The sequence below is a fragment of the Zhaonella formicivorans genome (genome assembly GCF_004353525.1).
Lineage (GTDB): Bacteria > Bacillota > DUOV01 > DUOV01 > Zhaonellaceae > Zhaonella > Zhaonella formicivorans.
In genome coordinates, this window is the sequence record NZ_CP085524.1 from 1005420 (window position 1) to 1031826 (window position 26407).

Consider the following 26407-nt stretch of genomic DNA (forward strand, 5'->3'; position numbering starts at 1 on the left):
CTCGATTGCCCCGGGACCTATTCCAACAACCGCCAACTGCCCTCTGCGATTGCCACAGTTACTTTCGGCCACCGCGTTTTTGGTAAAATTAAATGCGCTGAATTCCCTCCCAACAATGCTGCCGGTTCGCAAACTCCTTCAACTCCAATCTTTTCAAGTACAAAGCTTGATTTGCTGAGGTTGTCTGATTTGATCCTGCTCTTTAACTCATCTTTCGAAAAAAATTGCAGTGGCAGCCCGAGAAGCTTCGCAGCTTCCAGAAGACCCTGTTCTTCCGCTTTGAGATCTACCGAACAGATGGAATGGACACTATAAATAGATCTGCCTGTAAGCTCCAAAGCTTCTAAGATAGCCGTAAGAACTTCCTCTTGGCTAGTGCCGCTCCTGCAGCCTACACCTACCCAGAGGTTTTTGGGCCGCAGGTAAATATACGGTACGGTGGGCTCGCGCAGTTTTTTATTGGTGATGAAAGCCACCGCATGTTTGGCGTTGACAGAATAGCCGTTTAAAGGGGCGATCTCCGCCCAATTGCCAATCAACTCCTGTAAAGCGGATAAATCTTCCTGGTTAAAATCGCAATAAACGGTTACCCGTTCACCTTGCACCAAAGCGCTGTTTAAGTGCTTTAAATTTTCTTTTGGTTCGATTACCAGCTTCTTTTCCCTGGCCAGCACGTCTAAGGCCATTTTGCCTTGCAAATCACTGGCCGTGGTAATCACCGGCCTGGCGCCAACTAAAGCGGCAATTTGTGCAGCAAGTTTATTGGCGCCTCCCAGATGTCCCGAAAGTACGCTGATTGCATGCTGCCCTTTTTCATCCATAACCACTACGGCCGGGTCACTGTACTTATCTTTTAAGCAAGGGGCGATCACGCGCACCACTATACCCAGGGACATAATGAACAGCAGTTCTTTGTGCCGGACAAATAAATCCGGGACCACAGAATGAAGTGGTTCGGAAAAACCAGTGCCGCCAGACACTCCCTTCACTTTTAAAGGGTAGTAAAGCTCTGCTGCATCAGGCCAAAGAGCAGAAATTTTTTGAGCTAATTCTACACCCTTAGGAGTCAAGGCAATTATGCCCAGTTTCATTTTTCCGCACTCCGGTAACCATGGCTGAAATTGGCATCATAAAGTTTAGAAAGATCGTATTCATCCCCCAGAAATCTGCCCACTAACACCAAGGCCGTTTTGGAGATGCCCTCCTCCTCAACTTGTTTCGCTATAGTACTTAAAGTTCCCTGGATTATTTTTTCTTCCGGCCAGGAGGCTTTGTAAACTACAGCGACGGGAGTATCCTCAGGATATGCGGTTTTAAGATCCTCTACTATCTCCTTAAGTGAATGAACGCTCAGGAAAATACATAAGGTAGCTTGGTGCTCGGCCAAAGATATTAACCTTTCCTTTTCCGGGACAGGGGTCCTGCCTTCCACCCGGGTAAGAATTACCGTCTGGGAAACCCCTGGCAAAGTATATTCCTTTTTTAAACTGGCTGCAGCAGCTAAAAAGGAACTTACCCCCGGCACAACTTCATACGGGACCCCATGTTTTTCCAGGATGTCCATTTGCTCTCGGATTGCACCATAGATGCTTGGGTCACCGGTATGCACCCGGGCCACCACTTTCCCTTGTCGGACACTTGAGAGCATTACATCCATTACCTCTTCCAGGTTCATTGTAGCACTGTTATAAATTTCTACCCCGGGACGGACCTGGGAAAATAATTCCGGATTAACAAGGGAACCGGCATAAATAATCACATCTGCCGCTGCAATCAGTTTTTGTCCTTTAACAGTAATCAGCTCCGGATCGCCTGGTCCCGCGCCTATGAAGTAAACTTGCATTCCTCATCCCCTCCTTGTTTGACCAGAATCAAAGATAAATAATCTGGCTTAGTTCCTTTTTGCGAAGGAAGATCCCTTACGATCCTCTCGCCCGGCTGACCACACCTGCTGATCATCACGGCCTGGTGGGCTAGGGACTTTCGTTCCAGAGCCTCCACAATTTCCTGAAACTGTGCCGAAACTTTCATTAGAACCAAATTTGAAAATTTATCCAAAATATTGTCCAAGTCGGACACATCTTCAACTGCAGGCAGTATTCCCAGCCTTTCGTTTCCCTCCGCCAATGAAAGATTCAAACGGGCAGCGGCAGCGGCAAACGAGGTTATTCCCGGCACCGTTTCTACCTCTATCTCCGGGTCCAAAGTAGTGATGTATTTTTGCAAATAACTATAAGTGCTGTACAGGCTGGCGTCTCCCAAAGTCACACAAGCAACATTTTTTCCCTGGCGCAAGTACTCCATAATTTTTTGGGCTGCATTGGTCCAATAAGTGTGTAATTCCACTTTGTCCTTAGTCATAGGCATAACCAATTCCACAATTTTTTGGCGCCCAGTCAGATGGGGCTCGATGATTTTTTGGGCTATACTTTTTTTTTCCTTGCCTGCTTTGGGCACACAGATTATTTCAGTTTCCTGCAGCAGCCTTAATGCCTTTAGGGTCAAAAGCTCAGGGTCGCCTGGTCCTATCCCGATGCCAATAAATTTTCCTTTCATCTTTTCACTCCCCTTATGATATACACAGGATTATTGCTTTGGAAAGCTTTTGTGGAGCCTAAAGGCAAAAGCTTCGCAATATTTACCGCTGCAATATCCAATTTATAGCCTAATTCTTCTAAACGGGCGATGCCATGCCATAAAGTATCCAGGGTAATAGCGTTAAGCACTATAATTCCATCACGGGTTAGCTTGCTATGGCAAGTGTCTAAAATGGTAAGCAGTTGCCCGCCGGTGCCTCCGATAATAATTCGGTCCGCCTTGGGTAAAGTATGGAGCGCTTCTGGGGCGCTTCCTTCCACAACATGTAAGTTTTTGAGACTGAAACGGTCGCGGTTCCTCCTAATTAAGACAACGCCGGCAGGTTTTTTTTCCACGGCAAAAACCTGACCTTCCGGAACAAGTAGAGCTGCTTCAACGCTGATGGAACCTGTACCGGCACCAACATCATAGACAATACTGTTCTTTTTCAGCTGAGCCTTGGCCAAAGTCAAGATGCGGATTTCTTCCTTGGTCATGGGGACTTGTCCCCGCTCAAAAAAATGATCAGGTATGCCGGGCGCTCCAAACTCAAGCTTGCTCATTTTTAATCACCATCACACATGGGGTGGTTTTCTGCTGGTTCGCTAAGGCAGACATTAGGTAGGGCTGGACATTTTCATCCTCATAGCTTAGATGCTCGCATAAATAAACGGTACAATCAGTTCCCCCGTTCTCCAGCCAGTAAGCAGCTATTTGAGAAGGGGAATTTACGGGATCTGTGAGCAGAGCCAGATTTGGAGCAGTCAGGTACTCTTTTAGAATGCTTAATTCCTTGCCATGCAGGCTTAGCAAGGTTGCATCCTGCCAGGGCAATGCCAGCCTGGCATAGGCCAACTGCACAGAACTAATTCCTGGAATAACTTGAATCCGCTCGCTGGGAAACGACTTTCTGATTATGGGGAGTAAGCTGTGAAAGCCGGGGTCTCCTGACACTAAAACGGCAATTTCTTTATGTAAGTTGCTACGGATAAAAGCAATAACTTTAGGCAGATCGCCGGTGATTACCATTTTTTCACCCCGGTGTTCGGGAAAAAGGGCTAAGGCTCTTTTGCCGCCTACCAAAACCTGGGCGTTGTTTACAGTGTCCACTGCTTTCGGAATTAAATAATCCCTGCTCCCTGGTCCAATACCAACTACGTGTAGCAAACTCAATTACACCTCAATTCCTCCAATAATAGCGAAGCACTTTCATCCTGTCCCAGAGTTTCCCCACTTAAAGAGGTAAGGATAGTGCCAATTTTAATTTTCCCTTGTACGAATTCGCTTGCTTTGGCGCTGACTCTCTGGGCTAACTTTTCAAAAAGAAAATCCATTCCGGCTTCTTTTACGGTTCCTACTGCCTCTTCGATAGTATTGGCCCCCATAATGGCGTCGATCACCTCCATAGAAGCGCCTTGTAGAGCTGCATGGGCGGTAAGAATCTCTAACCTGGCATCGGCTACTTTGCTATGAGTGTGAAAGATTCCACCGGCTATTTTTATTAATTTGCCAATATGACCGTACAGGATTAAATTTGCAACTTGTCGTTGACAGCATTCCTGCAGCATAAAACCGACAAAATTGCTCATTTGCACAACTGCTTCTTCCGGCAACCTCCACCTTTCCATGGCCCGCCTTTGCCCCATCCTGCCGGGAGTCAGCACTAGTGTTTTATATCCCATGGCCAAAGCCAAGCTGATCTGGGGAACTAGGGAAGACTTAAAGGCTTCCTCCGACATAGGTTCCACAATTCCTGTAGTACCTAGAATGGAAATTCCCCCTACAATACCTAATTTAGGGTTAAGGGTTTTTCTTGCTGCTTCTTCTCCCCCAGGCACAATTATTTCCAGTTCGACCCCCTGACCTGCCTCCAGCAATGGCTGCACTGCTTCCTGAATCATTTTTCGAGGTACCGGATTTATAGCCGGCTGACCGGGAGACACTGCTAAACCCGGTTTCATAACAGTTCCAACTCCCTTACCACCTCTAATCTCTATTGTAGATCCCTTCATTACGGCTTTAACTTTGATTTCCAACCCGTGAGTTATATCGGGATCATCGCCGCCATCCTTGATTACGCTGCAGGTTGCGCTTTTCTGATTGATTTCTAGAGCATGCACAGGAATTGTGAGCGTGGTATTGAGAGGTGTTACAATTTCGACCTCCTTCACTTGCTGATTTTTGACCAAAGCTAATACAGCCCCCTTGGCTGCGGCTGCAGCACAGCTGCCGGTGGTGTAACCCCTCTTCCACATTCTCCCTTCATAGTAGCGATACATGTCCATTTTCAATCCCTTTCAGTAGATTGCATAAATTTGTGCAAACGCTTCAGCGCCAGAGGAATCCCGGACGCCACGAAATAAACTTCCTCAGCAGTCTCTGCTACTTCCTGATTCGCTTCACCTAAAAGGTCACGGTAAAACCTGCCTAAGCGGTTGTCTGGTACCAGGCCCAAGCCTACTTCGCTGGAGACAATGATCAGTGTTGAACCCGTGTTTTTAGCTGCTTGTAAGATCGCCCGGACTTCAGCGAGCACCGCTGCCCTGTTTTCTTCATCATTATCAGCGTTATTCCTCCAAAGCAAATTGCTCACATAGACAGATAAACAGTCCAAAAGAAAAACTTTCTCCGGTGCCCCAATTTTCCCTATCAAGTCCGATACACAGTACGGTTCTTCCAAAGTTTCCCAACCAGCAGGCCTGCGCCGCTGATGCAAGTCAACCCGAGCTTGCATTTCTTCATCAGTAATCACAGCTGTAGCGATATAAGAAACAACAGCGGAAATTTGCGCGGCCAGTCTCTCGGCAAAAGCGCTTTTACCGCTTCTGGTCCCACCGGTAACTAGAAAAATTTTTCCTGGCAAAAGCTCACCCCTCTTACCCTCCAATGAACTTATGTTTTCAGAGTAAGCACCAATGCCCGCTAGCGCGGCACCAACAATAGGATGAAAATGACTCTGGAGCGATTGGCAAAAAACGATACAGTATATTTTCAGATTAGACAAAAAGACCTCGCCTACGCTAGGTTGGCTGAGGTCTTAATAAGCTGCTTAACGCCTGTCCCTTAACGCGAAGGACATTGCGCAAAGTTATAGGCAGGTTTCCTGGCTACGGTTCATTCCTTCCTCCGCCTTCCCGGTTTAACCAGTGGCTATGGAGGCTTCTCCCCGTTACAGTGGCGCGACCGCTCAGGCTTTTCACCTGATTCCCTTCTCCTGTAACTTCACCCATGAGGTTTTATATTAAAATTTTTAAAATTTTGTCAGCTGGACTGAGAATTAACTGATCAGTATCAATTATAGCTCATACCCATTTTTTTGACAAGTTATAAAACAAACGTATCAGGAGCTGCCTTGGTTATTGGCTTTGTTTATTTTGCAGCAGGGCTAGCTGTCTGTTCCGTTCGAAGATTAAGCGCGCATACCTGGCGTTTTGCAGTTTTAAAATGCGTTTTTCCCTTTCCGCTCGCTGAAGCAGTTCAGCCTTTTCCCGCTCTATTCTTTCAACAAGTTGGATCAGAACGCGGCGGCTTACCCTCAGTTGCGCTACTTTTTCTTCCAGCTGACTAATCCGTTTCAAAAGTTCTTGTTCTTTAAGACTATCCAACAGTACCACACCCGTCCATAGAAAAATTCCCATAAAATTATATGCACGGGCAATGGTTTTATTGACAACTCAATTTACCTAGGCCGGTTTATTTTCCGTAACCTTGAAATCAAAACTTGCCTTAATCCTTGCTACTGCTTCCCGTAATCTTTCTTCCTCCTCTACCAGGGCAATGCGTACATATCCCTCACCAAGTTGACCAAATCCTATACCGGGCACCACAACTACGCCGGTTTTATGTAAAAGTTCTACAGCAAAAGCGTAGGAATCGGTGTATCCTTTGGGCAAGGGTGCCCAGACAAACATAGTTGCTTTTGGTCTCGGCATATCCCACCCCAGGTCTCTTAAACCATTCACCAGTACATCCCTTCTTCTGGCGTAGACAGCGGCGTTTTCCCGCACATAATCCTGGGGCCCGGTTAAAGCAGCCACTGCAGCTAACTGCACAGCTTTGTAAATGCCGTAATCTAAATTCGCTTTAACTGCAGTTAAAGCGGCAATAACTTCACGATTGCCGACTACAAAACCTATTCTGCATCCAGCCATGTTATAAGTCTTGGAAAAGGAATGAAACTCCACCCCTACCTCTTTTGCACCCGGAACCTGCAAAAAACTAATAGGTCGGAAGCCGTCAAAAGCAAGTTCTGAATAAGCATTATCATGACAGACGATCAGATCATATTCTTTTGCGAAATCAACCACTTCCGAGAAAAATTCATAGTCAGCCACTGCTGCCAAAGGATTATTGGGGTAATTTAAAAACAACAGTTTGGCCTCGCGGGCAACCTTTTCGGGTATATCCTGCAACTTGGGCAAATAATTATTGTCTGCTTGAAGGGGCACCGCAACTTTCTTACCTCCGGCCAACATTACACTTGCTGTGTAAATAGGATATCCCGGTTCGGGAACTAAAGCAATATCCCCCGGGTTTAAATAGGCCAAGCAAATATGGCCAAGACCATCTTGTGACCCCATTAAGGAGAGCACTTCATTCTGCGGATCCAACTGGACATTGAATCTTTTACCATACCACTCAGCTACGGCAGCCTTGAAAACATCCAGCCCCTGGGTTAAAGCGTAGCCATAAATACTCTTGTCGGCTACAGCAGCTTGTAGTGCCTCCACAATATGAGGCGCCGGCGGACGGTCAGGACTCCCTATACTCAAATTGATGATATCCACCCCGCGGGCTTTAACTTCTTTGCTCAATTTATCCATTTCACTAAAAATAGCCGAACCCAGTTTTTTCACCCTGCTAGCTTGCTCCATTTCCTACTCCTCCTTTTGCTTTTTCCAAAGCTTTAACTGCATGGTAGGGAACCACTGCGGCCCCGATTTCAGCTTTGCTTTCAGTGCCTATGCCATGAAAATCGGAACCCCCGGTGGCAATTAGCTTGTATGTTTTACATAAGCTCAAATAATTTCTCTTGTCGTCCTCGCTATGTAGTGGATAATAAACCTCGATCCCCTGTATGCCTGCCAGAATCAATTCTTTGACCAGGCGCTGATCACCCAGCAAACCAGGATGGGCGAGCACAGCCACCCCTCCGGTCGCTTTAATCAGATCAATACCCTCCTGAGGATGTAATTTTTTTCTCGGTACAAAAGCCGGAGCACCACGGTTTAAGAATTTTTGAAATCCTTCCTCCACGGTGGCCACGTATCCCTTTTCTTTTAAGGCAAGAGCTATGTGCGGCCTTCCGACGCTGCCTTCTCCTGCCAGTGCCAAAACCCTCTCCCAATCCAGTTTATATCCTAAGTCACGTAATTTTTTCAGTATTTTTTTGTTTCTGTTTACTCGGTCAGCGCGCAAATCCGCCAGCCTGTTTTGCAGCGGCTCATTCCGAAAATCAAGAAAATAGCCTAAGATATGAATTTCTGTATCGGCAAACTGGGTGCTTAATTCTATTCCCGGCACTACCGTTATGGTGAGCATGTTACCGGTTGATAGAGCCTCTTCCAGTCCTGCCGTGGTATCATGATCAGTTACCGCCAAGGCTGCCAGACCTTTGCTTTGGGCCAGCCTTACTACCGCTGCGGGAGCAAGGGCGCCGTCGGAAGCTGTGGTATGTATGTGTAAATCAGCTAACATCATGTTCACCTTAATTATCTGTATTTTATCGTGTCTACAGGCTCCAGGCAACTAAAACATCCATTTAGATTTTAGATTAAATTTGCCTCTAAAACCCGTAAAATATTTTTACCCAGTATTTTTGCAATTTCCTCTGTCTTATATCCTCTTTTATCAAGTCCGGCAATTAAATTCGAAAGTCTGGTCACATCTTCCAAGCCTGGCGTCATAGGATCGGTACCGTCAAAATCAGAACCAATGCCAACGTGTAAGACGTTTCCTAGCAATTGACAGGCATGGTCAATATGCTCTACAACCTTAGCAACGGAGGCTTCCTGGGCTACAAATTCAGGTGCAAATGTGACCCCTAAAACCCCTTGGTTTTGGGCCAAGGCTTTTATCTGGGCATCGTTTAAATTCCGGTAATGATTATAGACGCTTTGGCAGTTGGCGTGAGACACTAAAAGGGGTTTGGTAGTTACTTCGAGAACATCCCAAAAGCCTTGTTCCGCTATATGGGCCAGATCTATTACCATTCCCAGTCGGTTCATGTTATTAACCACTTTTCTGCCAAATGAGGTTAAACCTCCTTTGCTTAACCTTTCACCCACACCGTCAGCAATGGCGTTTCTCTGATTCCAGGTCAGACCGAGACAACGCACCCCCAAACGGAAAAGGCACTCTAATACTCCTAAATCGCCTTCTAAAGCCTCCCCGCCTTCTATACTTAAAATTGCCCCTACAGTACCTGCGCTGGTTAACACCTGCTGTAAATCCTGCCGTGAGGTGATCACCTTCAATCGGTCCCGGTTACTTTCTACTTCCTCATAGAATGCTGCTATTTGCTGCAGCGCCCTGCGCAGCGCTCCATTAGGTTTGTACACCGTTTCAATAAACAAGGCAAAAATCTGTACTTTTACACCAGCCTCCAATAAACGAGGCAAATCTACATGGCCTTGTGATGATCTTGTGCCTAGCCTTCTTTTGCCCCTAATTACATCAAGCATGGTATCACAATGAGCATCTACCACAAGCATCATTTCAAACCCCTTTCTAAAGGATACTTGGCGGGCGCAAAGCTAATCCGCACAGTAGATGCTATGACTAACTTGTGAAACTATAACCGTAAAAAATTGCTAGGGGAGAGAGAATAAGCGGTTTCAATTGGAACGAAGCTAATGTGCAAACAAAAACCTGTATTCCTTCTCAGGAATACAGGCAACAAATTCACTTCAAACAGCGTTAACCCGTTCTTAGCGGGGTTCTACAATCAACTTAATAGCAGTTCTCTCTTCTCCATCAATTTGAATGTCGGTAAATGCCGGGATGCAAATCAAATCTACTCCACTGGGCGCTACAAATCCGCGAGCGATGGCTACTGCTTTTACAGCTTGGTTTAATGCTCCTGCCCCGATAGCCTGGATCTCAGCTCCTCCTCTTTCCCTGAGAACCCCGGCCAGTGCACCGGCGACAGAATTTGGGCTGGACTTTGCTGAAACTTTCAACACTTCCATCAATTTGACCTCCCTTTGACGTCTAGTTGATGAGAGAATCCCCTCTGCAATGATATATTCGGCTAGCTTGGAAAAAATCCTTTTTTTAGCAGTAAATTAATTTGAATTATCTAATTTTCTTGCACGATAAGAACTAAAGGCTCAATATGTTTTGCTTTGCCATCGGCAAAAAGCTCGATCACTACTCCATTAACTTGCATTATGCCACTGGCAACCTCAAAACGAACAGGCATTTGGGTTAAAAATTTCTTAATTACCAGTTCTGATTTTACGCCTAGCACCGAATCCCGAGGCCCGGTCATTCCTACATCAGTAATATATGCAGTACCTTTAGGCAAAATTCTATAATCACTGGTTTGAATATGGGTATGAGTCCCACAGACAGCACTGACTTTACCATCCATAAACCAGCCAAAAGCCACTTTTTCCGAAGTAGCTTCAGCATGGAAGTCTACAATAATGTTCTTGGTAATTGCCTGTAGCTCCTTAACCATTTGCTCGCCAATTCGGAAAGGGCAATCCAAATTAGATAGAAAAACACGGCCCGAAAGGTTCAGCAGCCCCAGTTTGCTGCCCTTTTTTGTTTTCAAAATAGTATAGCCTTTGCCGGGTGTACCTGGGGGGTAATTAGCGGGCCTGATTATCCTGTCTTCGTTATCTATAAACCCTAGGACTTCTTTTTTATCCCAGATGTGGTTTCCCATAGATAAAGCGTCAATTCCATAGGAAAAAAGTTCTTTGGCAATTTCCTTGGTGATGCCATTCCCACCTGCCGCATTTTCTCCGTTGGCAATAACTACATCTATGCAATGTTCACTAACATAATTTTTTAAAAACATTTTAATGGCTTGGCGACCTGGTCGACCGACCACGTCCCCTAAAAATAAAATTTTCACCTGTAACCCCCGTCGAACCAGATTTGTTACCATAGTTTTCCAAATGATCAATAATCCATACCGGCTTACATAATTTTTTTGGGACACATTTTTAAATGTGTCCCAAATTAAAGAAGCACACTGGTTACTTATTAAAAACCAAAACTCTTCCTTCCTCGCGAAAAGCTATTAATTTTTTATCTAAAGTAGAACCTTTAATGTTTTCCAGCGCATGGCCGATCATTTCCTCTTGCAGTTCCAAATCTTCCTCCATTAAACTGTCATTTGCATCGGCTACCAGGATGTTGGCAAAATCCTGGTGAAGCAAGGAGATTATTAAAGCAATCTCATTATGGGTAATTGTTTCTACGTCCCGCTGCACTTCCAGCACGGTTAAGCCCTCGTAAGCCGAATACTTAAGGTTTAAAATGTTTGGCTTTCTGTTTTCCAGATAGTGAAAAGTCTCAATGCAGGAAATACATTTATTTTTAAATTGTTGTAGAGGTTCATTATCCAGCAGTTGTGAAAGAGTAAAAGTTAAAGCTAATTTTCGGCTTTCAGGATCATAATTAGTGGAGCCAACCTCCGGATACCTGACAAGGATTGAAATTAATAAGCCTATGCTATCGGATACTTCATCCCCATTTTTATATTTCAAGTTCAAAGGTTACACCTGCCCCCATACTTTGTCCATATGTTTTAATTTCTGCACCGGCTAGCGAATTCCTGCCTGCTTGGCAACATCGGGGCCGCTAAATTTTTTGGTAAAAATGTTAAGCGGCTCCTGGGGAGCCGCTTTTCCTATTTAGCATACTCAATCGCTCTGGTTTCCCGGATAACCACCACTTTGATTTGACCGGGATACTCCAATTCCCGCTCGATGGTTTTCACTATATCCCTAACCAGGCGTACTGCACTTAAATCATCTACTTTATCAGGCTTAACCATAATGCGAATCTCACGCCCAGCCTGAATGGCATAGGATTTTTCCACACCTTCAAACGAATCTGCAATTTCCTCAAGCTTTTGCAATCGTTTAATATAAGTTTCCAGAGTTTCACGCCTAGCTCCTGGGCGTGCAGCCGATACAGCATCAGCAGCTTGTACCAGCACCGCCTCGATGCTTTGGGGATCAACATCCCCGTGGTGAGCAGCTATGGCATGAATAACCTCCGGTGACTCCTTATATTTTTTGGCCAATTCAACTCCAATCGTAACGTGCGGTCCTTCAACTTCATGATCAACAGCTTTGCCTATATCGTGTAAAAGACCTGCCCGTTTTGCCAATTGGACATCTGCGCCTAATTCGGCTGCCATGGAAGCAGCTAAATGGGCTACCTCCACCGAATGCTTAAGCACATTTTGCCCGTAACTTGTTCTGTACTTCAACCGCCCCAACAACCTAACCAACTCGGGATGTAAGCCGTGGATGCCAGTCTCAAATGTAGCTTGCTCGCCTTCTTCTCTTATTTTTTGCTCAACTTCTTTTTGGGCTTTTTCAACCATCTCTTCAATCCGAGCCGGGTGAATACGCCCATCAGCAATGAGCTTTTCTAAAGCAATGCGCGCTACTTCCCGTCTTACCGGATCGAAACCGGACAGAATGACCGCTTCCGGAGTATCATCGATAATCAAATCTATTCCGGTTAAAGTTTCCAAGGTGCGAATATTTCTGCCTTCACGACCGATAATTCTGCCCTTCATCTCATCATTGGGTAACGGTACCACAGAAACGGTTGTTTCTGCCACATGATCAGCAGCGCAGCGTTGAATTGCCAGAGTGATGATCTCTTTGGCTCTTTTTTCCCCTTCTTCCTTGGCCTGGGTCTCAATTTCTTTAATCAGCATGGCTGTTTCATGTTTAATTTCTTCTTCTACATTTGCTAAGAGGATTTCCCTGGCCTCCTCGGAAGTCAGTCCTGAAAGCCTTTCCAATTCAGCAACTTGTTGAGTGTAAATCTCGTTGACATTCGCTTTGAGCTTTTCTAATTCCTGTTCCTTTTTATGCAAACTTTCTTCCTTGCGTTCAATTGCTTCTGTTTTGCGGTCGAGAGATTCCTCCTTTTGGAGGAGCCGCCTTTCTATTCTTTGCAATTCGTTACGGCGTTCCCTATTTTCCCGCTCAACTTCATTACGCAACTTATGAACCTCTTCTTTAGCCTCTAAAATCGCTTCTCTTTTCTTAGCTTCAGCCTCTTTTTCAGCCTCTTCCACTATTTTTTTAGCCGCTTCCTCGGCCGATGCGATTTTAGCCTCAGCTAAAGATTTACGAAGAAAATATCCACCAATGAATGCCCCTATGGCTAAAAGCAAGGTAATAAAATAATAGTTCCAGTAAATAGTCTCACCTCCATTCTTTGCAATCTACTAAAACATTTTGGAGCTCTAAAAAATAAAGCCGAGTAAGAAACTCGGCGTACATTAGAAACTAACATCCCCAGATGTGCGGTTTTAACAAACTTATGCCTGTAGAAGCATAAGCACTGTATTTAAAACGATTCATTGTTCTAACTGTAGTAGCCATAATGATTTGGCAGATCACACAGTTGCTACCAAAGAACATTGCGAACCATCTATTTAAATACCATACATCTGGTGTCTAGTCCTAACGTAGTTTCTCCCGATAGTATTGTAATATTCTTAAAAAAAGATGTCAAGTTAATCTAAATGTTCGTTAATCTAAGTGTTCAAGATCGAGCTCTGGCAGCTCAGCCTCCTCAGTAACCCTACATATAGCTTGTCGGGCAAGTTCTCCGCTGAAGCCACGCCTTAAAAGCATCCGGTATAATTGGTATTTTTTCTTTTTATCCAAAGGCTGGGAACCATGCAGCTTTTTGGACAGAAGTTCGGTAGCCAGATCAAGTTCTATTTCTGCCGGAAGAAGTTCCTCTAACTGTGTGTAAATAACCTCCTGATCCAAACCTTTTTGCTTTAGTTCCTGTTTTAGCCGGCATTTTCCCATGGGTTTCAACCGCGTACGGGTGGAAATCCATTGTCTTGCAAACTCTCGATCATTGAGATAATTTCTTTCCAGGCAGTATTCTATCACCCAAGCCACGGTCTCCGCGGGATAACCTCTTGCCAGCATCTTAGTTTCCAGTTCTTTAACTGTACACGAACGATGGCCAAGAATTCGCAGTGCCACCCCGAGCGCTTTGCCGGCAGTTTTGCTTAATTCACTCATAGGGCAGTATTGCTGTTATCCTTTAGCCTGGGGCAGCAGTTGGTGATTTTCATTAACTTTATTTCGAATTTCTTGCTCGATTAACTGCATTATTTCCTGATGGGTTTTTAAAAACTCCTTCACGTTCTCGCGCCCTTGACCCAGACGTTCTTCCCCATATGAATACCAGGCCCCGCTCTTTTGAATAATGTTTAATTCCGTGCCTAAATCGATAATGCTGCCCTCTTTCGATATTCCCTCGCCATACATGATATCAAAATCAGCTTGTTTAAAAGGAGGCGCCACCTTGTTTTTTACGACTTTAACCCTTGTCCTGCTTCCAACCATATCTGCACCTTGTTTCAGTGTTTCCACTCTGCGCACTTCAAGCCGGATGGAAGCGTAAAACTTTAAAGCCCTTCCTCCAGGCGTAGTTTCCGGGTTGCCAAACATAACCCCGACCTTTTCCCTTAGCTGGTTGATAAAAATAGCGATAGTCCTGGATTTACTGATGGCCCCCGCCAATTTACGTAAGGCCTGCGACATCAAACGAGCTTGCAGACCTACATGGGCATCACCCATTTCTCCTTCAATTTCGGCCCGTGGTACCAAAGCGGCCACCGAGTCAACCACTATCACATCCACCGCACCGCTTCTAACTAACGCTTCAGCAATTTCCAGGGCTTGTTCTCCGGTATCGGGTTGGGAAACCAGCAAATTATCTATATCTACCCCCAAATTCCGGGCATAAACCGGGTCTAAGGCATGTTCGGCATCGATAAAAGCTGCAATCCCACCATTTTTTTGTGCCTCCGCAATGATGTGTAAAGCAACAGTAGTTTTTCCAGATGATTCCGGACCGTAAACCTCAATAATCCTGCCCCTGGGTACGCCACCCACTCCCAAAGCTAAATCCAATGCCAATGCTCCTGTTGATATTACCTCTACCTGCAAAGCCGAAGCCGCTTCACCCAGTTTCATAATCGACCCCTTGCCAAATTGTTTCTCTATTTGGGTTAGAGCCATTTCTAACGCTTTAGCTTTATCGTTCACTAACATCAACCTCCTATATAAAACATCTGTTCGAATAGGGTGATTATAGACTATTTCCTGGAAAATGTCAATTATTTTCCAAATTCAGCGGAAACCGCTGGACTACTGTATAACACGGACCTGTTTGGTGAAGCACGCTTTGCATCAGGTAAAAAGCATCAACCCGGCTGGTGCCGAAAACCTTATCAGCCGTTGAAGATAAAAAGCCACTGCAGTTAAGTCCCCCCGATGATTTTTTGACCCTTCCCAAAGTGAGATGGGGATAAAAATTCTTATCCAGGGTACAAAATTGCTTTTCCAGGAGCACCTGCTCAAGCCCGGCTTGTAAAGCAAGCAGCGATACGGGCCATGGCTGGGCAATTCCTGCCCAGATGATGCGGGCTCTCGCTAAAGTTGGAAAGGCTCCCATCCCTTTTACTTTGAGATCAAAAGGTTTGAATTTGCCTGCAGCCCCTTTAAACTTTGTAATTAAATATGGAAGGTTTTCTTTGGCTATTTCACCCAAAAATTTGATAGTTAAATGGATATTTTCCGGTTCAACCCATTTTACTCCAGTGATTTTACGTTTTAGTTCAGCTTGCTGCTCAGCCAGCACATTCTTCAGCTCAGGTGTAAGATGTATAGCGAGAAACAGGCGCAACTCACTACCTCCCAGTCCGGTTCAAATCAAATTGCTCTTCCAATTATTCGCTGTAAGCTGTTAAATTCCCTGCTCCCACATTGTTTTCCGTTTTATCTTCAAAATAAGGGACAAACACCCTGCGTTCCACAGAAAAACCACTCTTAAGGTTAAATACTTTAATAGTATCAGCGGCTACCAAAGTCCAAGCCGAATCCTTTTTAAAATGCAATAACGCCAAACTATAGGGGATTTCGTTAGTTTCGATTAAACCCCTAACGCCGGCAGCGCCTGTTGTTCCTGCATTTACTAACACCGATCCTTTTCCTTCATCAATAGAATAACGGTGATTATGTCCATAAAGTATAACCGGCACCTGACCTGCAAACTGTCTGGCCAGCCAAGGATTGTGCACCATCAGGATGTCGGGGCAAACCTCTGAAACCCTAATTAGACCTCTTAAGCGGTTCGCATATTCAGTTATTTTTTCTTCAGGTGGTGGGATTACCCGGGTGCTGACTGAGGCAGGATCGTTTATCCCGGCAAAATTGATACCCTTCACATTGAAAATCCGGTCATTGACGACCAAAACGTTATTAATATTTTGCAGGGCCTCAAGAATTGTGGGAGAATCATGGTTACCGGCCACAAAGAGATAGGGTACTTTCAATTCTTGCAATCTCTGCACCAGTTTAGCTTCCAAAGGTGTTCCGAAATCTGAAATATCCCCTGTGTCGACTATAACGTCCACCCCAAAACTGTCTGCTATCTGCGCAATAAAATCATAAGCCGCAGGATTGTTATGAATATCAGAGACATGCAAGATTTTTAGGCCGTGTATATCGTCTTCAATGGGTTCCACTTGTTCCAGACGCTCAAAAAGCTGGTAAAGGTTGGCGGCCATAACCTGCATGCGTTTCCCTAAAATATCCACCTTTACTAAAGCTTCTTGAAATAGATCAATCATCCAAGGTGCACCTTGCAATGCTCCTTCAAAATGGGGATTTTGAAATTTACTGAGATCATAACTGTAATAAGTACCGTAAAGTAAGCAGGCCATAATCAACAATCCAGCTAGCGCTCCTTTAAAATAGGACATGATCCGCTTGCGGTGGAGCGCTAAAATGCCGAGGGTTCCACCAAGCGTCCCCAAAGCCAGCATGCGCAATAAGAATATTTTTATAACCCGGTTTAGCTCGGTTACTACCTTATCAAGCAGTTCCTGCTGCTTCACCCCTTGCTCCAGGATATCTTTTAGCGCCTCCAAATCAATGCTGCGCAGGAGCAAACTTATCCTGACAGGAGTCCAATGGGTTTCGGCAAAAATAGTCCCTATGGGTGGAATAACTATTTCCGTAATGTTTTTTGTCAAAAAGTCTATACTTAACTGAAATTCAAAGGCAGTAATATTAAAGCGCATTTGAGCAAATAATCCTGCAACCACCAATGCTCCTATTACAGCCATGATTAAAGCCGTAAATCTCTGCCGGTTTATAAGTATCCCCCCATAAAATTAATCGGTGCTAGTATTAGTTTTCCTCCTAAGACCTATACCGCTTCCCAGGTGCGCTTCTACATTTACTGTGCTTTCGTAAATAATTAGTATTTAAACAGGGTAGACACCATGCTGCTATCGTAACACCAGCAGTACAATGAAAATTATTATATACGTTTATGCCCGTGGAAGCGACCTAGCAGCAGTAAGTCACCAGTCCCCAGTCCCTAGTCCCCAGTTGCGGCCTGCGACCGCGTCTTTAGTTGGTTAGTCCTTAGTTGCACGTTATTACCATAACCATTTATGTTTAACATTAACGACTAATGACTAACAACTAATGACGGCGTAGCCTGCTGGCGGCTGATGACTGGTGACTGGGGACTAAACGAGGCGCGTGCCGCTGGAAGTCCGTGGCGAGTAGTTGGTGCTCTTGGTTCAGACAGTGGGAGCGACAGGACATAGACGTTGCAGTTTATTATCAGGATAGGTAAAAAAATGAGAAAGCGGAAGACTAAGCCTCCGCTATGCACATCTGCTATACGTGGCGATTAATTCCCTCAACCGCTCACCGCTAATTTTTTCCTGCATTTTTAAATCTGCCGCCACCTGATACAAAAGCGGCAATTGGGCAGTCAAAATCCTCTTAACTTCTTCAACCTGGCCATACAGTATTTCTTTTATTTTGGTGTTGATCGCCTGGTCATCTTTTTCAGCATCAACTATGCCTAACTCTGACAGTCCGGTTACCACTATTTGCCTGGCCAATTTAACTGCTTCCTGGAAATCCCCGGCAGCACCTGTGCTGCGCTCACCCAAGATCATCTCCTCAGCCAGCGCGCCGGCCACAGCAATTTTAATCTGTTTTAAAAGATAACTTTTTGTATAAAGATAAGAGTCTCCTTCCGGTTTCTGACGCATATAACCTAAAGCCTGTCCCCGCGGTGTAACAGTTAGATGCACTACCGAGCCAGGCCTTACTGTTTCGCTGATGATTGCATGGCCGGCTTCGTGGATGGCGATTCTTTCCAATTCCGCAGTGGTAGGCCGCCTGTCCAGTTTTTCACCTAACATTACTTTATCTACCGCTTCTTTAAAATGATGACTTTTTATAGTAGTTTCATTGTCCCGTAAAGCATAAATAGCAGCCTCATTGGCCAGGCTTTCCAAGTGAGCACCCGAAAACCCGAAGGTCTCTTGCGCTATGCTTTCCAGGTCAACCTCCTGGTCCAAAGGTTTATTCCTGGTATGAATTTTTAAGATTTGCAGCCGGCCTTCTTTATCCGGCAAATCAACCTTAACTTGCCTGTCAAAGCGGCCCGGCCGTAAAAGGGCTGGATCCAACATATCAACCCGGTTTGTAGCTGCAATAACCAAAACCTTCACGTCGGAACTTGTTTTTAAGCCGTCCATTTCCACCAGTAGCTGGTTTAAAGTTTGGTCATATTCCAGGTGGCTGCTATGGCTGCCTCTTTTTACACCTAAAACTTCAATCTCGTCAATAAATATTACAGCTCTCGTCTTTTTTTCCTTTTTAGCCAATTCCTTGGCCTGTTTAAACAAATCTCTTACCCTTTGGGCACCAACACCGGCATACATCTCCACAAACTCAGAGCCTGCCGCTGATAAAAAAACTGCATCGGTGTAAGCGGCTGCAGCTTTAGCCAACAAAGTTTTCCCGGTACCAGGCGGTCCTGTTAACAGGATTCCTTTAAGAGGTCTTATCCCCAAACTTTGTAGTCTGTCGCCAGAGACGATGAAATTTAATGCTTCAATCAATTCTCGCTTAGCAGTATTCTGACCTCCGATATCATCAAAGCTGATCTTAACCCCAACATATCTGTTCCTACTTTGTAAGTTGAGCATGCCCTTTTGAACTACCATGAAATAAAATAGGGCACTTATACCCAGGATTAAGACAAAGGGAACTATATTATAGCCTAGCATTGCGAGGAATAAAAAAAGCGCTAACCCCGCACCTATTCCTGCTTCTAGCAGCAACATTCTACCTGTCACCTCCACCTGCCGGGGGAGCTTGCTCCCGCGGAACTATTTCATATAAATAGTTCGAGCCTTGGTGCATTTCCAGATAAATATTTTCTGCATCAATACTTATTCTCCAGCTGTCTGCACCGGAATTTTTCATTATATTTTCAATATTCCGGGACATGGCGGTAAAGTTCCCGTTAGCCAATGCCTCGTAAATGGCAAACTGGCTTTTATTCCAAAGCTGTGTTAGCGTGTCGTTGCGCTTGTCCACTAAGCGCAGTTGCAGCCTAGAACTATCTTGAACATTGGTTGAGTCTTTCAGCAAACGATAAGTTTTGGCCAAATCGTGGACTGCCCCCAGCTTAATTTCCAAGATTAAGCCTTGTTTTCCTTTAATGGCCTTAACATCCTGCACTCCTGGCACTTGGGTGACCCCTTCTACCAAAGGACGCCGGACCGAATACTCTTGAACAATCCACTGTCCCCCCAGCAAAATGCCAAAGGTCAAAATGGCTGCTAATAAGATCAAGGGTAGACGAAGTCCTTTTACCCGCATAGCACTCACTCCTCTCATGCTAAAAGCAATTATAACATAGACGGTAGCTGTAAACCTTATGAAAAGGGTGGCAATAAAAAAAGCGCATGCGCGCTTCAGACCGTAGACAAACTCTCATAGCCCGTATGTATTATGGAGCGGGACTGGTTTCCCTCAGCCGTCGGCGGCTCTGCCGCCGTTAACGGCGTGGGAGCTTGTCCAGAGCGAAATAATACATGCGGGCTTTTTCTACAATCTGAAGCGCATGCGCGCTTATTTTTCCTGTATTTCCAGTAAGCCTTTAGACTTATAAAAATAGTCAATTCCGGACAAGATGGTAACCACCACAGCAAAATACAACGATACCTGGCCTAAAAGTTCCAGGTAAGGTATTGGCAACCCTCTAATTAGCAGCACTACTACAGCAACTATCTGACTCACGGTCTTAACTTTGCCCAAAGGGCTGGCAGCAATGACAAATCCTTCTGCTGCAGCCACAGCCCGTAAACCGGTCACTGCAAACTCCCTGGCAATAATTACAAATGCTACCCAGGCTCTAACCAAATCCAGTTCCACCAGGGAAATCAGCGCCGATGAGATTAACAGCTTATCGGCCAGCGGATCCATAATTTTGCCTAAATTAGTAATTTGCTGGCGGCTTCTGGCAATATAACCGTCTAGCCCGTCGGTGCTGGCTGCTAAAATAAATATACCGGCAGCTATAAACTGCCCGTATGGAATCCTTACCAACAAAAAGGTCATAAATAAGGGCACTAATATAATTCTCACCAAGGTTAACTGGTTAGCTAAATTCATGCTTTGCTCTCCCCTAATAAGTCATAATCCTCCACACCTGTGACCGAAACAGGCACAAACTCTCCCGGGTTCAAATCGCATCCTTTGAAAAACACAACTCCATCAACTTCAGGGGCTTGATGCTGAGTTCGACCTTGATATATACCTTTGCCTTGTTCCTTTGCCGCTTTTTCTATCAGCACCGTCAGGGATTGTCCTAGCCAGCGCACGTTTCTCCGGGACGTAATCTCTCTCTGGAGCAGCATAGCCCGGTGATACCTTTCTTCTTTAATTTCTTCAGGAACCTGTTCTGGAAACTCGGCAGCAGGAGTTCCCTCTTCTGGAGAATAGGTAAATACCCCAGCCCAGTCAAACTCTACCTCCTTCATAAATTTCAGGAGAGTAGCAAAATGCTGTTCCCGTTCGCCGGGGAAACCAACAATAAAAGTTGTCCTTAAAGCCAAATCCGGAATCTTTTTGCGCAGCTTCTGGATAAGTTCAACAACTTTTTCAGTCTTCTGTTTCCGTCCCATTTTATTGAGAATCTCTTGATCCGCGTGCTGGAGGGGAATATCCAGATACTTGCAGATTTTTCGCTCCCGGGCAATTAAATCAATCAGTTCATCGGAAATATGGGTTGGATAACAGTACAGTAAGCGCACCCATTCCAAACCTTCAATTTTAACCAGTTCCTGCAAGAGCTTTGTCAAACTTTCCCGGCCATAGAGATCTTTGCCGTACAGAGTTATATCTTGGGCGACTAACGAAATCTCTTTAACGCCTTTTTCAACTAAGAAGGCAGCTTCTTTAAGCAAAACAGGTATGCTTCTGCTGGAGTAGTCTCCCCTCATCACTGGAATGGCGCAATAGGAGCACCTGTTATCACAGCCCTCGGCTATTTTTAAATAAGAATAGAAATGGGGGGTGGTACTGATCCTTGGAATATATAGATCTGGGTCTACCACACCATTTTCTAATCTGGTAACCCGGTCGCCGGATAAAACTTTGTCCAGTAAGGTCAATAAACCTGGCACATTGTTGCTTCCCAGAAAACCGTCAATTTCGGGAATTTCTGTTGCCAGCTCCTGACAGTATTTTTGCACCATACACCCGGCAGCAATAATTTTCAATTCCGGCTTAATTTTTTTTAACTGGGCTGCCTCTAAGATAGTGTTAATTGATTCTTCTTTAGCCGCCGCAATAAAACCGCAAGTATTGACAATGAGGGCATCTGCTTGATACGGCTCGTCCACAAGTTCATACCCATTTGCTTGCAATAGTCCTAGCATGCTCTCTGAATCTACTGTGTTTTTATCGCAACCTCGAGTGATTACTGCGACTTTTACCGGCATTAACGTATCCTCACTTTACCTTTATCTTATCTTGATTGTCCTGAATAAAAAGCACATGAAATTTGCCTGGTTCAGGCAAACATTTTCATTACTAAAGAAAATTCGGCTTGCGCCTAACCTTTACGGGGCTGGCGTAAGCCTAGCTGTTCTTAAGTAAATCAGAAAGTGGAGCGGTTTTACTCTTTGCCAAGCATATAACCATAGGTAGTTGTGATTAACCGATTAATTGAAATCTTCAATTTTGTATTCTTTATCCACAACATCGTCCATTTGCCCGATGATGCCTTGATCCTGACCGTTCACAGTAACCCTCACTGCACCAGCATTGCCAAACTTAATGGCAACCAGTTTATCGCCGTTAAATTCCCTCTTTTCCCCGGCCTGTAAAATGCCACTAAAGATTTGTTTACCGTCGGCAATGACCCTAATCCAGCTTTTAAGGCCTGCATCAGGCAAAACCTGCACCGTAACCTTTACCCCTTGACTTTGTCCTAGATCATCGCTGTTTGCATTGCCGGTTTCCGGGACATCTCCCGGCTCACTTCGTGTGGAAACGCTTGGCTCTGGTTCCGAATCAGGATCTTCATCCTTTTGCTCCGCAAGCACTGGAGGGGGCTGCATATTCTTTTCGCCTGCAACATCCTTGCGGTTGTGCTGGTAGATAAAATTGATGGTAAAAAGCAAGGCAACAATCAAAGCAAGCCCGGCCAATTTAAAAAGTTTTTTATTTTGCGGTGTCTCTCCCTGCCTCGGTAAGGCAGATTTCAGAGCTTGAGTTTGAGCAGTTTCTTCATTTCTATATGTTGCCTTATATTCTTCAACCAGTGCCTGGTCTTCCAGCTCGAGAAACTTAGCATAACTCTTTAAAAAACCAATAATATACACCCTGCCCGGGAGCTCGGAGAAATCCTCATTTTCCAGCGCCTCCAAATATTTAAGCCTAATCTTGGTTGCAGCTTCCGCGTCCCGTAAAGTCAAATTTTTAGACTCCCGTGCTTCTTTTAAAGTTTCACCTATCCGCCCCATATCATGAGCTAACCTCCTTTACCAAGGGATTTTAAGTGGATAAACCTTCTAATTTCCTCCGCTGCTTGTTCAACATTGCCACTATTCACGGACAAATCATATTCTGCAGAAGGCTGGTCGGGGTGTCGATAAAGCACGTCATAATAATTTACCAACAGATCCTTTACAACTTGCATATACTCTCCAGATCTTAGCTGCTCAGTCAACTTCTCCACCTTTACTTTACCTATTCGCCGCTGTAAAAAGCTTAGGGATTTTTCCAGCGCTAATAGATTTCGATCAGGCCCCTGCATGTATTCCTGACAAATTCGTTTGATTCGATTCTGCAGGCTATCGTAGACCAGGATGCGATAACCATTTTGCATAGCGTCAAAGAAAAGGGCCGGTATTGTTAACTTACCGATTTTCCTGCTTTCCCCTTCGACTACAATAGCCTGCTCGTTGCGGAAAGCTCGCAGAGCTGTGTATAATGCAGTTTCGAACTTCTTTTGACTAGGTTGATCTCCTAGTCCCACGCTACCAAACACAGAGCCACGATGGTTGGCTAATTTTTCCAAATCTATTGCTGCTACGTTTAACCTCTGCAGTCTTTGGATAATTTCACTTTTACCAACCCCGGTTAACCCATAAATAACAAAAAATTGTTGGCTTAGTTCAGTGCGGGAAAAAAATTCGTTTACATGTTTACGAAATGCTTTGTATCCCCCGATTAGGCGGTAACTTGGTATGCCTGCCAAATCCAGCAGTTCGCACATGGCTTTGCTGCGCATACCTCCACGCCAGCAATATAAAATAAGCTCTTTCCCTTGAGCAAGTTCTTTAATTTTCTTAATCTTTTCGGGAATTTGACCAGCAATTAATTCCATACCGAGTTGCCGGGCTTCTGTCGAACCTTGGTGTTTATACGTTATCCCTACCCTGGATCTTTGCTCGTCATCCAGAAGCGGTATATTATAGGCAAAAGGCAAAGAGTCCTCGGCAAATTCCTGTGGCGAGCGCACATCAATAAAAATTGCGTTATCTTTAGCTAAAGCTTCATCTATTGCGATATTTTTAATCATGCAAACCTACCTTTTTCTGCTTAAGTTTCCTTCGACAAACTTTAACCGATTTCCTTCCAAGTTAAACTGATTCAACTATTTTCCAAACCGCTATAACTATTTTCCCCAAAGTCAAAGACTGAATTTTACATTTCCCCGAACATTTTTTGATAATCATCCCAGTTAATTAACACAGCCCTAGGTTTGCTGCCTTCAAAACTCCCAACTATCCCGCGTTCCTCCATGATGTCGATAAGTCTGGCAGCTCTGGTATACCCTATGCGTAAACGGCGCTGCAGCATGGAAATTGAGGCCTGTCCGCTTTCAATGAGAAGCCTGGCTGCTTCCGGCAACAGCTCATCGTTTTCCAAATTCTCGGCGCTTTTCTCTTCGGAGTTTTCCAGAATGGCAGCTCCCTGCAAATACTCAGGAGCACCTTGGCTCTTTAAAAATTGTACAATCTCGTCTACTTCTTTATCAGATACATAGACTCCCTGCACGCGGATTGGTTTGCTCATCCCAACCGGGTAAAAAAGCATATCTCCCCTGCCTAAGAGCTTTTCTGCTCCTCCCATATCCAAAATAGTCCTGGAATCGGTTTGCGAGGAAACAGCAAAAGCTACACGGCTTGGTATATTTGCTTTGATCACACCGGTAATCACATCAACCGATGGACGCTGGGTTGCAACAACCAAATGAATGCCGGCGGCTCTGGCCATTTGTGCCAAACGGCAAATGGCGTCCTCCACATCAGCGGGGGCAACCATCATCAAATCTGCCAGTTCGTCAATCAATACTACGATGAATGGCAGGGCTGGTACGGGAGCTGCCGGATTCTCCTTTTGTTTTAATTTGTTGTAACGGTAAATATCTTTAACACCGCTGGCGGCAAATAAAGCATACCTGTTTTCCATTTCATTGACCATCCAGCGTAACGCGGTAGCCGATTTTTTGGCGTCAGTGACTACTGGCGCTATTAAATGAGGAATACCGTTATAGGTGGTCAATTCCACCATTTTAGGGTCAATCATCAAAAATTTCAGCTCATTTGGTTTAGCTTTAAATAACAAACTGCAGATCAGGGCATTCATACAAACGCTTTTCCCGGAACCAGTGGCTCCAGCAATCAGTAGATGGGGCATTTTTGCCAGATCGGCCACTATGGGATTACCGGCTATATCTTTTCCAAAGGCAACTGTCAAGAGCGAAGGGGCAGTGTTGAACTCTGCCGTTTCCAATACCTCCCTGAAGCGGACCAAAGCCACTTCTTTATTGGGCACTTCAATTCCAACCGCCGCTTTACCCGGAATAGGGGCCTCAATTCTCACATGAGGTGCAGCTAAACTTAACGCGATATCATCAGCTAAGCTCACAATTTTACTTACTTTAACTCCAGGTGCAGGTTGTGCTTCGTACCTGGTTATGGCTGGTCCGCAGCTGACCTGAGTTACCTTTACCTTAACCCCGAAACTCTCCAGAGTGTCTTCCAGCAGTTTTACTGTCTCCGTAATCTCCTTGTTTCCCCTGGCATTTTTGGAATGACTGGGGACCTGCAACAAATTTAACGGGGGCAGTATGTACTGACTGTTGTCTGCAGGATTGTTATCGTTCTTCTGAGGCTGAAAGTCGTCTCTCCCCAATTCATCATTTGCTGTTGCTTTTTTCAAATGTTGGCTCTTTTTTTTCGGTTCAGGCAAAATAATCAGCGGCGGCTCCTCACCGCAATGAGGTTGTACTTCATTTTTTTCCAGGATGCGCTGCGGTTCGGAACTAAAGTTCACAGGAATTTCCGTCTTTTTGTCTGTCCTTTTTTCTTCCTCTTCTGCTTCTATAGTTATAAACAGGAATTCCGTAATTTGCCGACGTAATTCCAGGTAAAATATTTTAAGCCTACCGCCTATGCTCCCTAACAGGGCCGAAAAGGATACACCCGTAATGAGCAAAACGCCGATTAAGCTAACGGTAATAAGCATAATATAGCTTCCTATTTTACCAAAGCCAGCATTTAAAATTATGGCCAGGACAGCTCCAGTTAATCCCCCACCCAAGCCATCCAGGGATGTCTTAATAATGGATTTTACATCCCCCAAAATCAAGTATTTTAAATGTAAAAATGTCAAAACAGCCCCAAACAGGAGCACAATACCCAGAGAGCGAACACTAAAAGGCACCGTGTTTTTTGCTTTGATCATTCTTACAGCATGCCATCCCAGCAGGGCAGCAAACAGATACTTGCCTTTCCCAAATAAACCATTCAAGATCCGAACCAGAAAATTTCCTATAGGCCCTATTGCTTGACTGCCTTGGGGCACAGCATTGCTTTCAACAGCGTAAATACTGACTATGCTCAATATGGCAAAAGCTAGTAGCAGAATCCCTGTTATTTCATACTTTAGTTCATGCTTTGTTTCCTTTATAGCCCTGGCCACTGTTGATCACCTCGTTGGAACAATTCTACACGCCTGGCTAAATTCCTTTGGTGTGTAGAAGAACCTAAAAAACATATTTATTTTTGCAGGAAGTTTGAGTTGAATTGGCAATTTTTACATACTGTCTAATTATAACATAAAAATCTCCAAGGGGCTAAACCAAATAAGGCTAAAAACAAGAGCCCCCTGAACTCTCCTTGTCCGGGTAAACCTGCACAGCTTTTTTTTAATATTCTTTCTGTACATGAAAAAACTACTGCTTGAGCAGTAGC

26 protein-coding genes and 1 riboswitch are annotated in these 26407 nt (G+C 44.8%); all 26 genes read right to left on the reverse strand.

The window, feature by feature from the left end; translation table 11 throughout:
• Positions 1–17 precede the first annotated feature (17 nt).
• A complete protein-coding gene (locus EYS13_RS04945) occupies positions 18–1091 on the reverse strand; it encodes a cobalt-precorrin 5A hydrolase (RefSeq protein ID WP_227766504.1) in 1074 nt (357 codons plus the stop codon).
• Complete coding sequence (gene cobM, locus EYS13_RS04950) at positions 1088–1843, reverse strand: precorrin-4 C(11)-methyltransferase (protein ID WP_227766506.1); 756 nt, start codon at positions 1841–1843, stop codon at positions 1088–1090. Before cobM ends, EYS13_RS04945 begins: the two co-directional genes overlap by 4 nt.
• Complete coding sequence (gene cobI, locus EYS13_RS04955) at positions 1825–2556, reverse strand: precorrin-2 C(20)-methyltransferase (RefSeq protein ID WP_227766507.1); 732 nt, start codon at positions 2554–2556, stop codon at positions 1825–1827. Before cobI ends, cobM begins: the two co-directional genes overlap by 19 nt.
• Positions 2553–3140 (reverse strand): precorrin-6Y C5,15-methyltransferase (decarboxylating) subunit CbiT, encoded by a 588-nt coding sequence (gene cbiT / locus EYS13_RS04960; protein WP_227766510.1) that lies wholly within the window; start codon positions 3138–3140, stop codon positions 2553–2555. The genes cobI and cbiT overlap by 4 nt, the downstream gene beginning before the upstream one ends.
• Complete coding sequence (gene cbiE / locus EYS13_RS04965; protein WP_227766512.1) at positions 3127–3744, reverse strand: precorrin-6y C5,15-methyltransferase (decarboxylating) subunit CbiE; 618 nt, start codon at positions 3742–3744, stop codon at positions 3127–3129. The genes cbiT and cbiE overlap by 14 nt, the downstream gene beginning before the upstream one ends.
• 2 nt (positions 3745–3746) lie before the next feature.
• Positions 3747–4862 (reverse strand): cobalt-precorrin-5B (C(1))-methyltransferase CbiD, encoded by a 1116-nt coding sequence (gene cbiD / locus EYS13_RS04970; RefSeq protein WP_227766514.1) that lies wholly within the window; start codon positions 4860–4862, stop codon positions 3747–3749.
• A gap of 2 nt (positions 4863–4864) precedes the next feature.
• Complete coding sequence (gene cobU, locus EYS13_RS04975; RefSeq protein ID WP_227766516.1) at positions 4865–5440, reverse strand: bifunctional adenosylcobinamide kinase/adenosylcobinamide-phosphate guanylyltransferase; 576 nt, start codon at positions 5438–5440, stop codon at positions 4865–4867.
• A gap of 213 nt (positions 5441–5653) precedes the next feature.
• Positions 5654–5822: riboswitch (cobalamin riboswitch) on the reverse strand.
• A 111-nt stretch (positions 5823–5933) separates the two neighbouring features.
• A complete protein-coding gene (locus tag EYS13_RS04980) occupies positions 5934–6182 on the reverse strand; it encodes a translation initiation factor 2 (RefSeq protein WP_227766519.1) in 249 nt (82 codons plus the stop codon).
• A 78-nt stretch (positions 6183–6260) separates the two neighbouring features.
• Positions 6261–7451, reverse strand: coding sequence for an LL-diaminopimelate aminotransferase (locus EYS13_RS04985; protein WP_227766520.1), 1191 nt, complete (start codon positions 7449–7451; stop codon positions 6261–6263).
• A complete protein-coding gene (locus EYS13_RS04990; protein ID WP_227766522.1) occupies positions 7438–8325 on the reverse strand; it encodes a PHP domain-containing protein in 888 nt (295 codons plus the stop codon). The genes EYS13_RS04985 and EYS13_RS04990 overlap by 14 nt, the downstream gene beginning before the upstream one ends.
• Before the next feature lie 20 nt (positions 8326–8345).
• Entirely contained in the window at positions 8346–9293 is a 948-nt protein-coding gene (locus EYS13_RS04995) for a dipeptidase (protein ID WP_227766523.1), read from the reverse strand.
• Positions 9294–9506: 213 nt separating this feature from the next.
• The gene (gene spoVS, locus EYS13_RS05000; protein ID WP_227766525.1) at positions 9507–9767 is read right to left on the reverse strand and encodes a stage V sporulation protein SpoVS; all 261 of its coding nucleotides are present in this window, start codon (positions 9765–9767) and stop codon (positions 9507–9509) included.
• A gap of 110 nt (positions 9768–9877) precedes the next feature.
• Positions 9878–10663, reverse strand: a complete 786-nt coding sequence (locus tag EYS13_RS05005) for a TIGR00282 family metallophosphoesterase (protein WP_227766526.1) — start codon at positions 10661–10663, stop codon at positions 9878–9880.
• Positions 10664–10787: 124 nt separating this feature from the next.
• Complete coding sequence (locus EYS13_RS05010; protein WP_227766528.1) at positions 10788–11306, reverse strand: hypothetical protein; 519 nt, start codon at positions 11304–11306, stop codon at positions 10788–10790.
• Between the two features lie 137 nt (positions 11307–11443).
• Positions 11444–12982 carry a ribonuclease Y gene (rny, locus tag EYS13_RS05015; protein WP_227767803.1) on the reverse strand — a complete coding sequence of 513 codons (1539 nt, stop codon included), beginning with the start codon at positions 12980–12982 and terminating at the stop codon, positions 11444–11446.
• Positions 12983–13316: 334 nt separating this feature from the next.
• Positions 13317–13826 carry a regulatory protein RecX gene (locus EYS13_RS05020; protein ID WP_227766530.1) on the reverse strand — a complete coding sequence of 170 codons (510 nt, stop codon included), beginning with the start codon at positions 13824–13826 and terminating at the stop codon, positions 13317–13319.
• A 15-nt stretch (positions 13827–13841) separates the two neighbouring features.
• Positions 13842–14864, reverse strand: a complete 1023-nt coding sequence (recA, locus tag EYS13_RS05025; RefSeq protein WP_227766532.1) for a recombinase RecA — start codon at positions 14862–14864, stop codon at positions 13842–13844.
• 61 nt (positions 14865–14925) lie between these two features.
• A complete protein-coding gene (gene thpR / locus EYS13_RS05030) occupies positions 14926–15498 on the reverse strand; it encodes an RNA 2',3'-cyclic phosphodiesterase (protein ID WP_227766535.1) in 573 nt (190 codons plus the stop codon).
• Between the two features lie 43 nt (positions 15499–15541).
• Positions 15542–16921 (reverse strand): metallophosphoesterase family protein, encoded by a 1380-nt coding sequence (locus tag EYS13_RS05035; protein WP_227766538.1) that lies wholly within the window; start codon positions 16919–16921, stop codon positions 15542–15544.
• Between the two features lie 573 nt (positions 16922–17494).
• Positions 17495–18970, reverse strand: coding sequence for an AAA family ATPase (locus EYS13_RS05040; RefSeq protein WP_227767805.1), 1476 nt, complete (start codon positions 18968–18970; stop codon positions 17495–17497).
• Positions 18971–18974: 4 nt separating this feature from the next.
• On the reverse strand, positions 18975–19514 hold the full coding sequence (locus tag EYS13_RS05045) for a hypothetical protein (RefSeq protein ID WP_227766540.1): 540 nt from the start codon (positions 19512–19514) through the stop codon (positions 18975–18977).
• 252 nt (positions 19515–19766) lie between these two features.
• Positions 19767–20309, reverse strand: coding sequence for a CDP-diacylglycerol--glycerol-3-phosphate 3-phosphatidyltransferase (pgsA, locus tag EYS13_RS05050; protein ID WP_227766543.1), 543 nt, complete (start codon positions 20307–20309; stop codon positions 19767–19769).
• Positions 20306–21640: a 30S ribosomal protein S12 methylthiotransferase RimO gene (gene rimO / locus EYS13_RS05055; protein ID WP_227766544.1), complete on the reverse strand. Its 1335-nt coding sequence runs from the start codon at positions 21638–21640 to the stop codon at positions 20306–20308. Before rimO ends, pgsA begins: the two co-directional genes overlap by 4 nt.
• A gap of 222 nt (positions 21641–21862) precedes the next feature.
• The gene (locus EYS13_RS05060) at positions 21863–22666 is read right to left on the reverse strand and encodes a helix-turn-helix domain-containing protein (protein ID WP_227766546.1); all 804 of its coding nucleotides are present in this window, start codon (positions 22664–22666) and stop codon (positions 21863–21865) included.
• A gap of 8 nt (positions 22667–22674) precedes the next feature.
• Complete coding sequence (mnmH, locus tag EYS13_RS05065) at positions 22675–23727, reverse strand: tRNA 2-selenouridine(34) synthase MnmH (RefSeq protein WP_227766549.1); 1053 nt, start codon at positions 23725–23727, stop codon at positions 22675–22677.
• A 125-nt stretch (positions 23728–23852) separates the two neighbouring features.
• A complete protein-coding gene (locus EYS13_RS05070; protein ID WP_227766551.1) occupies positions 23853–26135 on the reverse strand; it encodes an FtsK/SpoIIIE family DNA translocase in 2283 nt (760 codons plus the stop codon).
• Positions 26136–26407: the final 272 nt, after the last annotated feature.

Coding starts and splice junctions, on each gene's coding strand:
- EYS13_RS04945 (WP_227766504.1), bottom strand. CDS start 1,091: ATGAAACTGGGCATAATTGCCTTGACTCCTAAGGGTGTAGAATTAGCT.
- cobM (WP_227766506.1), bottom strand. CDS start 1,843: ATGCAAGTTTACTTCATAGGCGCGGGACCAGGCGATCCGGAGCTGATT.
- cobI (WP_227766507.1), bottom strand. CDS start 2,556: ATGAAAGGAAAATTTATTGGCATCGGGATAGGACCAGGCGACCCTGAG.
- cbiT (WP_227766510.1), bottom strand. CDS start 3,140: ATGAGCAAGCTTGAGTTTGGAGCGCCCGGCATACCTGATCATTTTTTT.
- cbiD (WP_227766514.1), bottom strand. CDS start 4,862: ATGGACATGTATCGCTACTATGAAGGGAGAATGTGGAAGAGGGGTTAC.
- EYS13_RS04985 (WP_227766520.1), bottom strand. CDS start 7,451: ATGGAGCAAGCTAGCAGGGTGAAAAAACTGGGTTCGGCTATTTTTAGT.
- EYS13_RS04995 (WP_227766523.1), bottom strand. CDS start 9,293: ATGATGCTTGTGGTAGATGCTCATTGTGATACCATGCTTGATGTAATT.
- spoVS (WP_227766525.1), bottom strand. CDS start 9,767: ATGGAAGTGTTGAAAGTTTCAGCAAAGTCCAGCCCAAATTCTGTCGCC.
- EYS13_RS05020 (WP_227766530.1), bottom strand. CDS start 13,826: ATGAGTGAATTAAGCAAAACTGCCGGCAAAGCGCTCGGGGTGGCACTG.
- recA (WP_227766532.1), bottom strand. CDS start 14,864: ATGTTAGTGAACGATAAAGCTAAAGCGTTAGAAATGGCTCTAACCCAA.
- EYS13_RS05045 (WP_227766540.1), bottom strand. CDS start 19,514: ATGCGGGTAAAAGGACTTCGTCTACCCTTGATCTTATTAGCAGCCATT.
- pgsA (WP_227766543.1), bottom strand. CDS start 20,309: ATGAATTTAGCTAACCAGTTAACCTTGGTGAGAATTATATTAGTGCCC.
- rimO (WP_227766544.1), bottom strand. CDS start 21,640: ATGCCGGTAAAAGTCGCAGTAATCACTCGAGGTTGCGATAAAAACACA.
- EYS13_RS05060 (WP_227766546.1), bottom strand. CDS start 22,666: ATGGGGCGGATAGGTGAAACTTTAAAAGAAGCACGGGAGTCTAAAAAT.
- mnmH (WP_227766549.1), bottom strand. CDS start 23,727: ATGATTAAAAATATCGCAATAGATGAAGCTTTAGCTAAAGATAACGCA.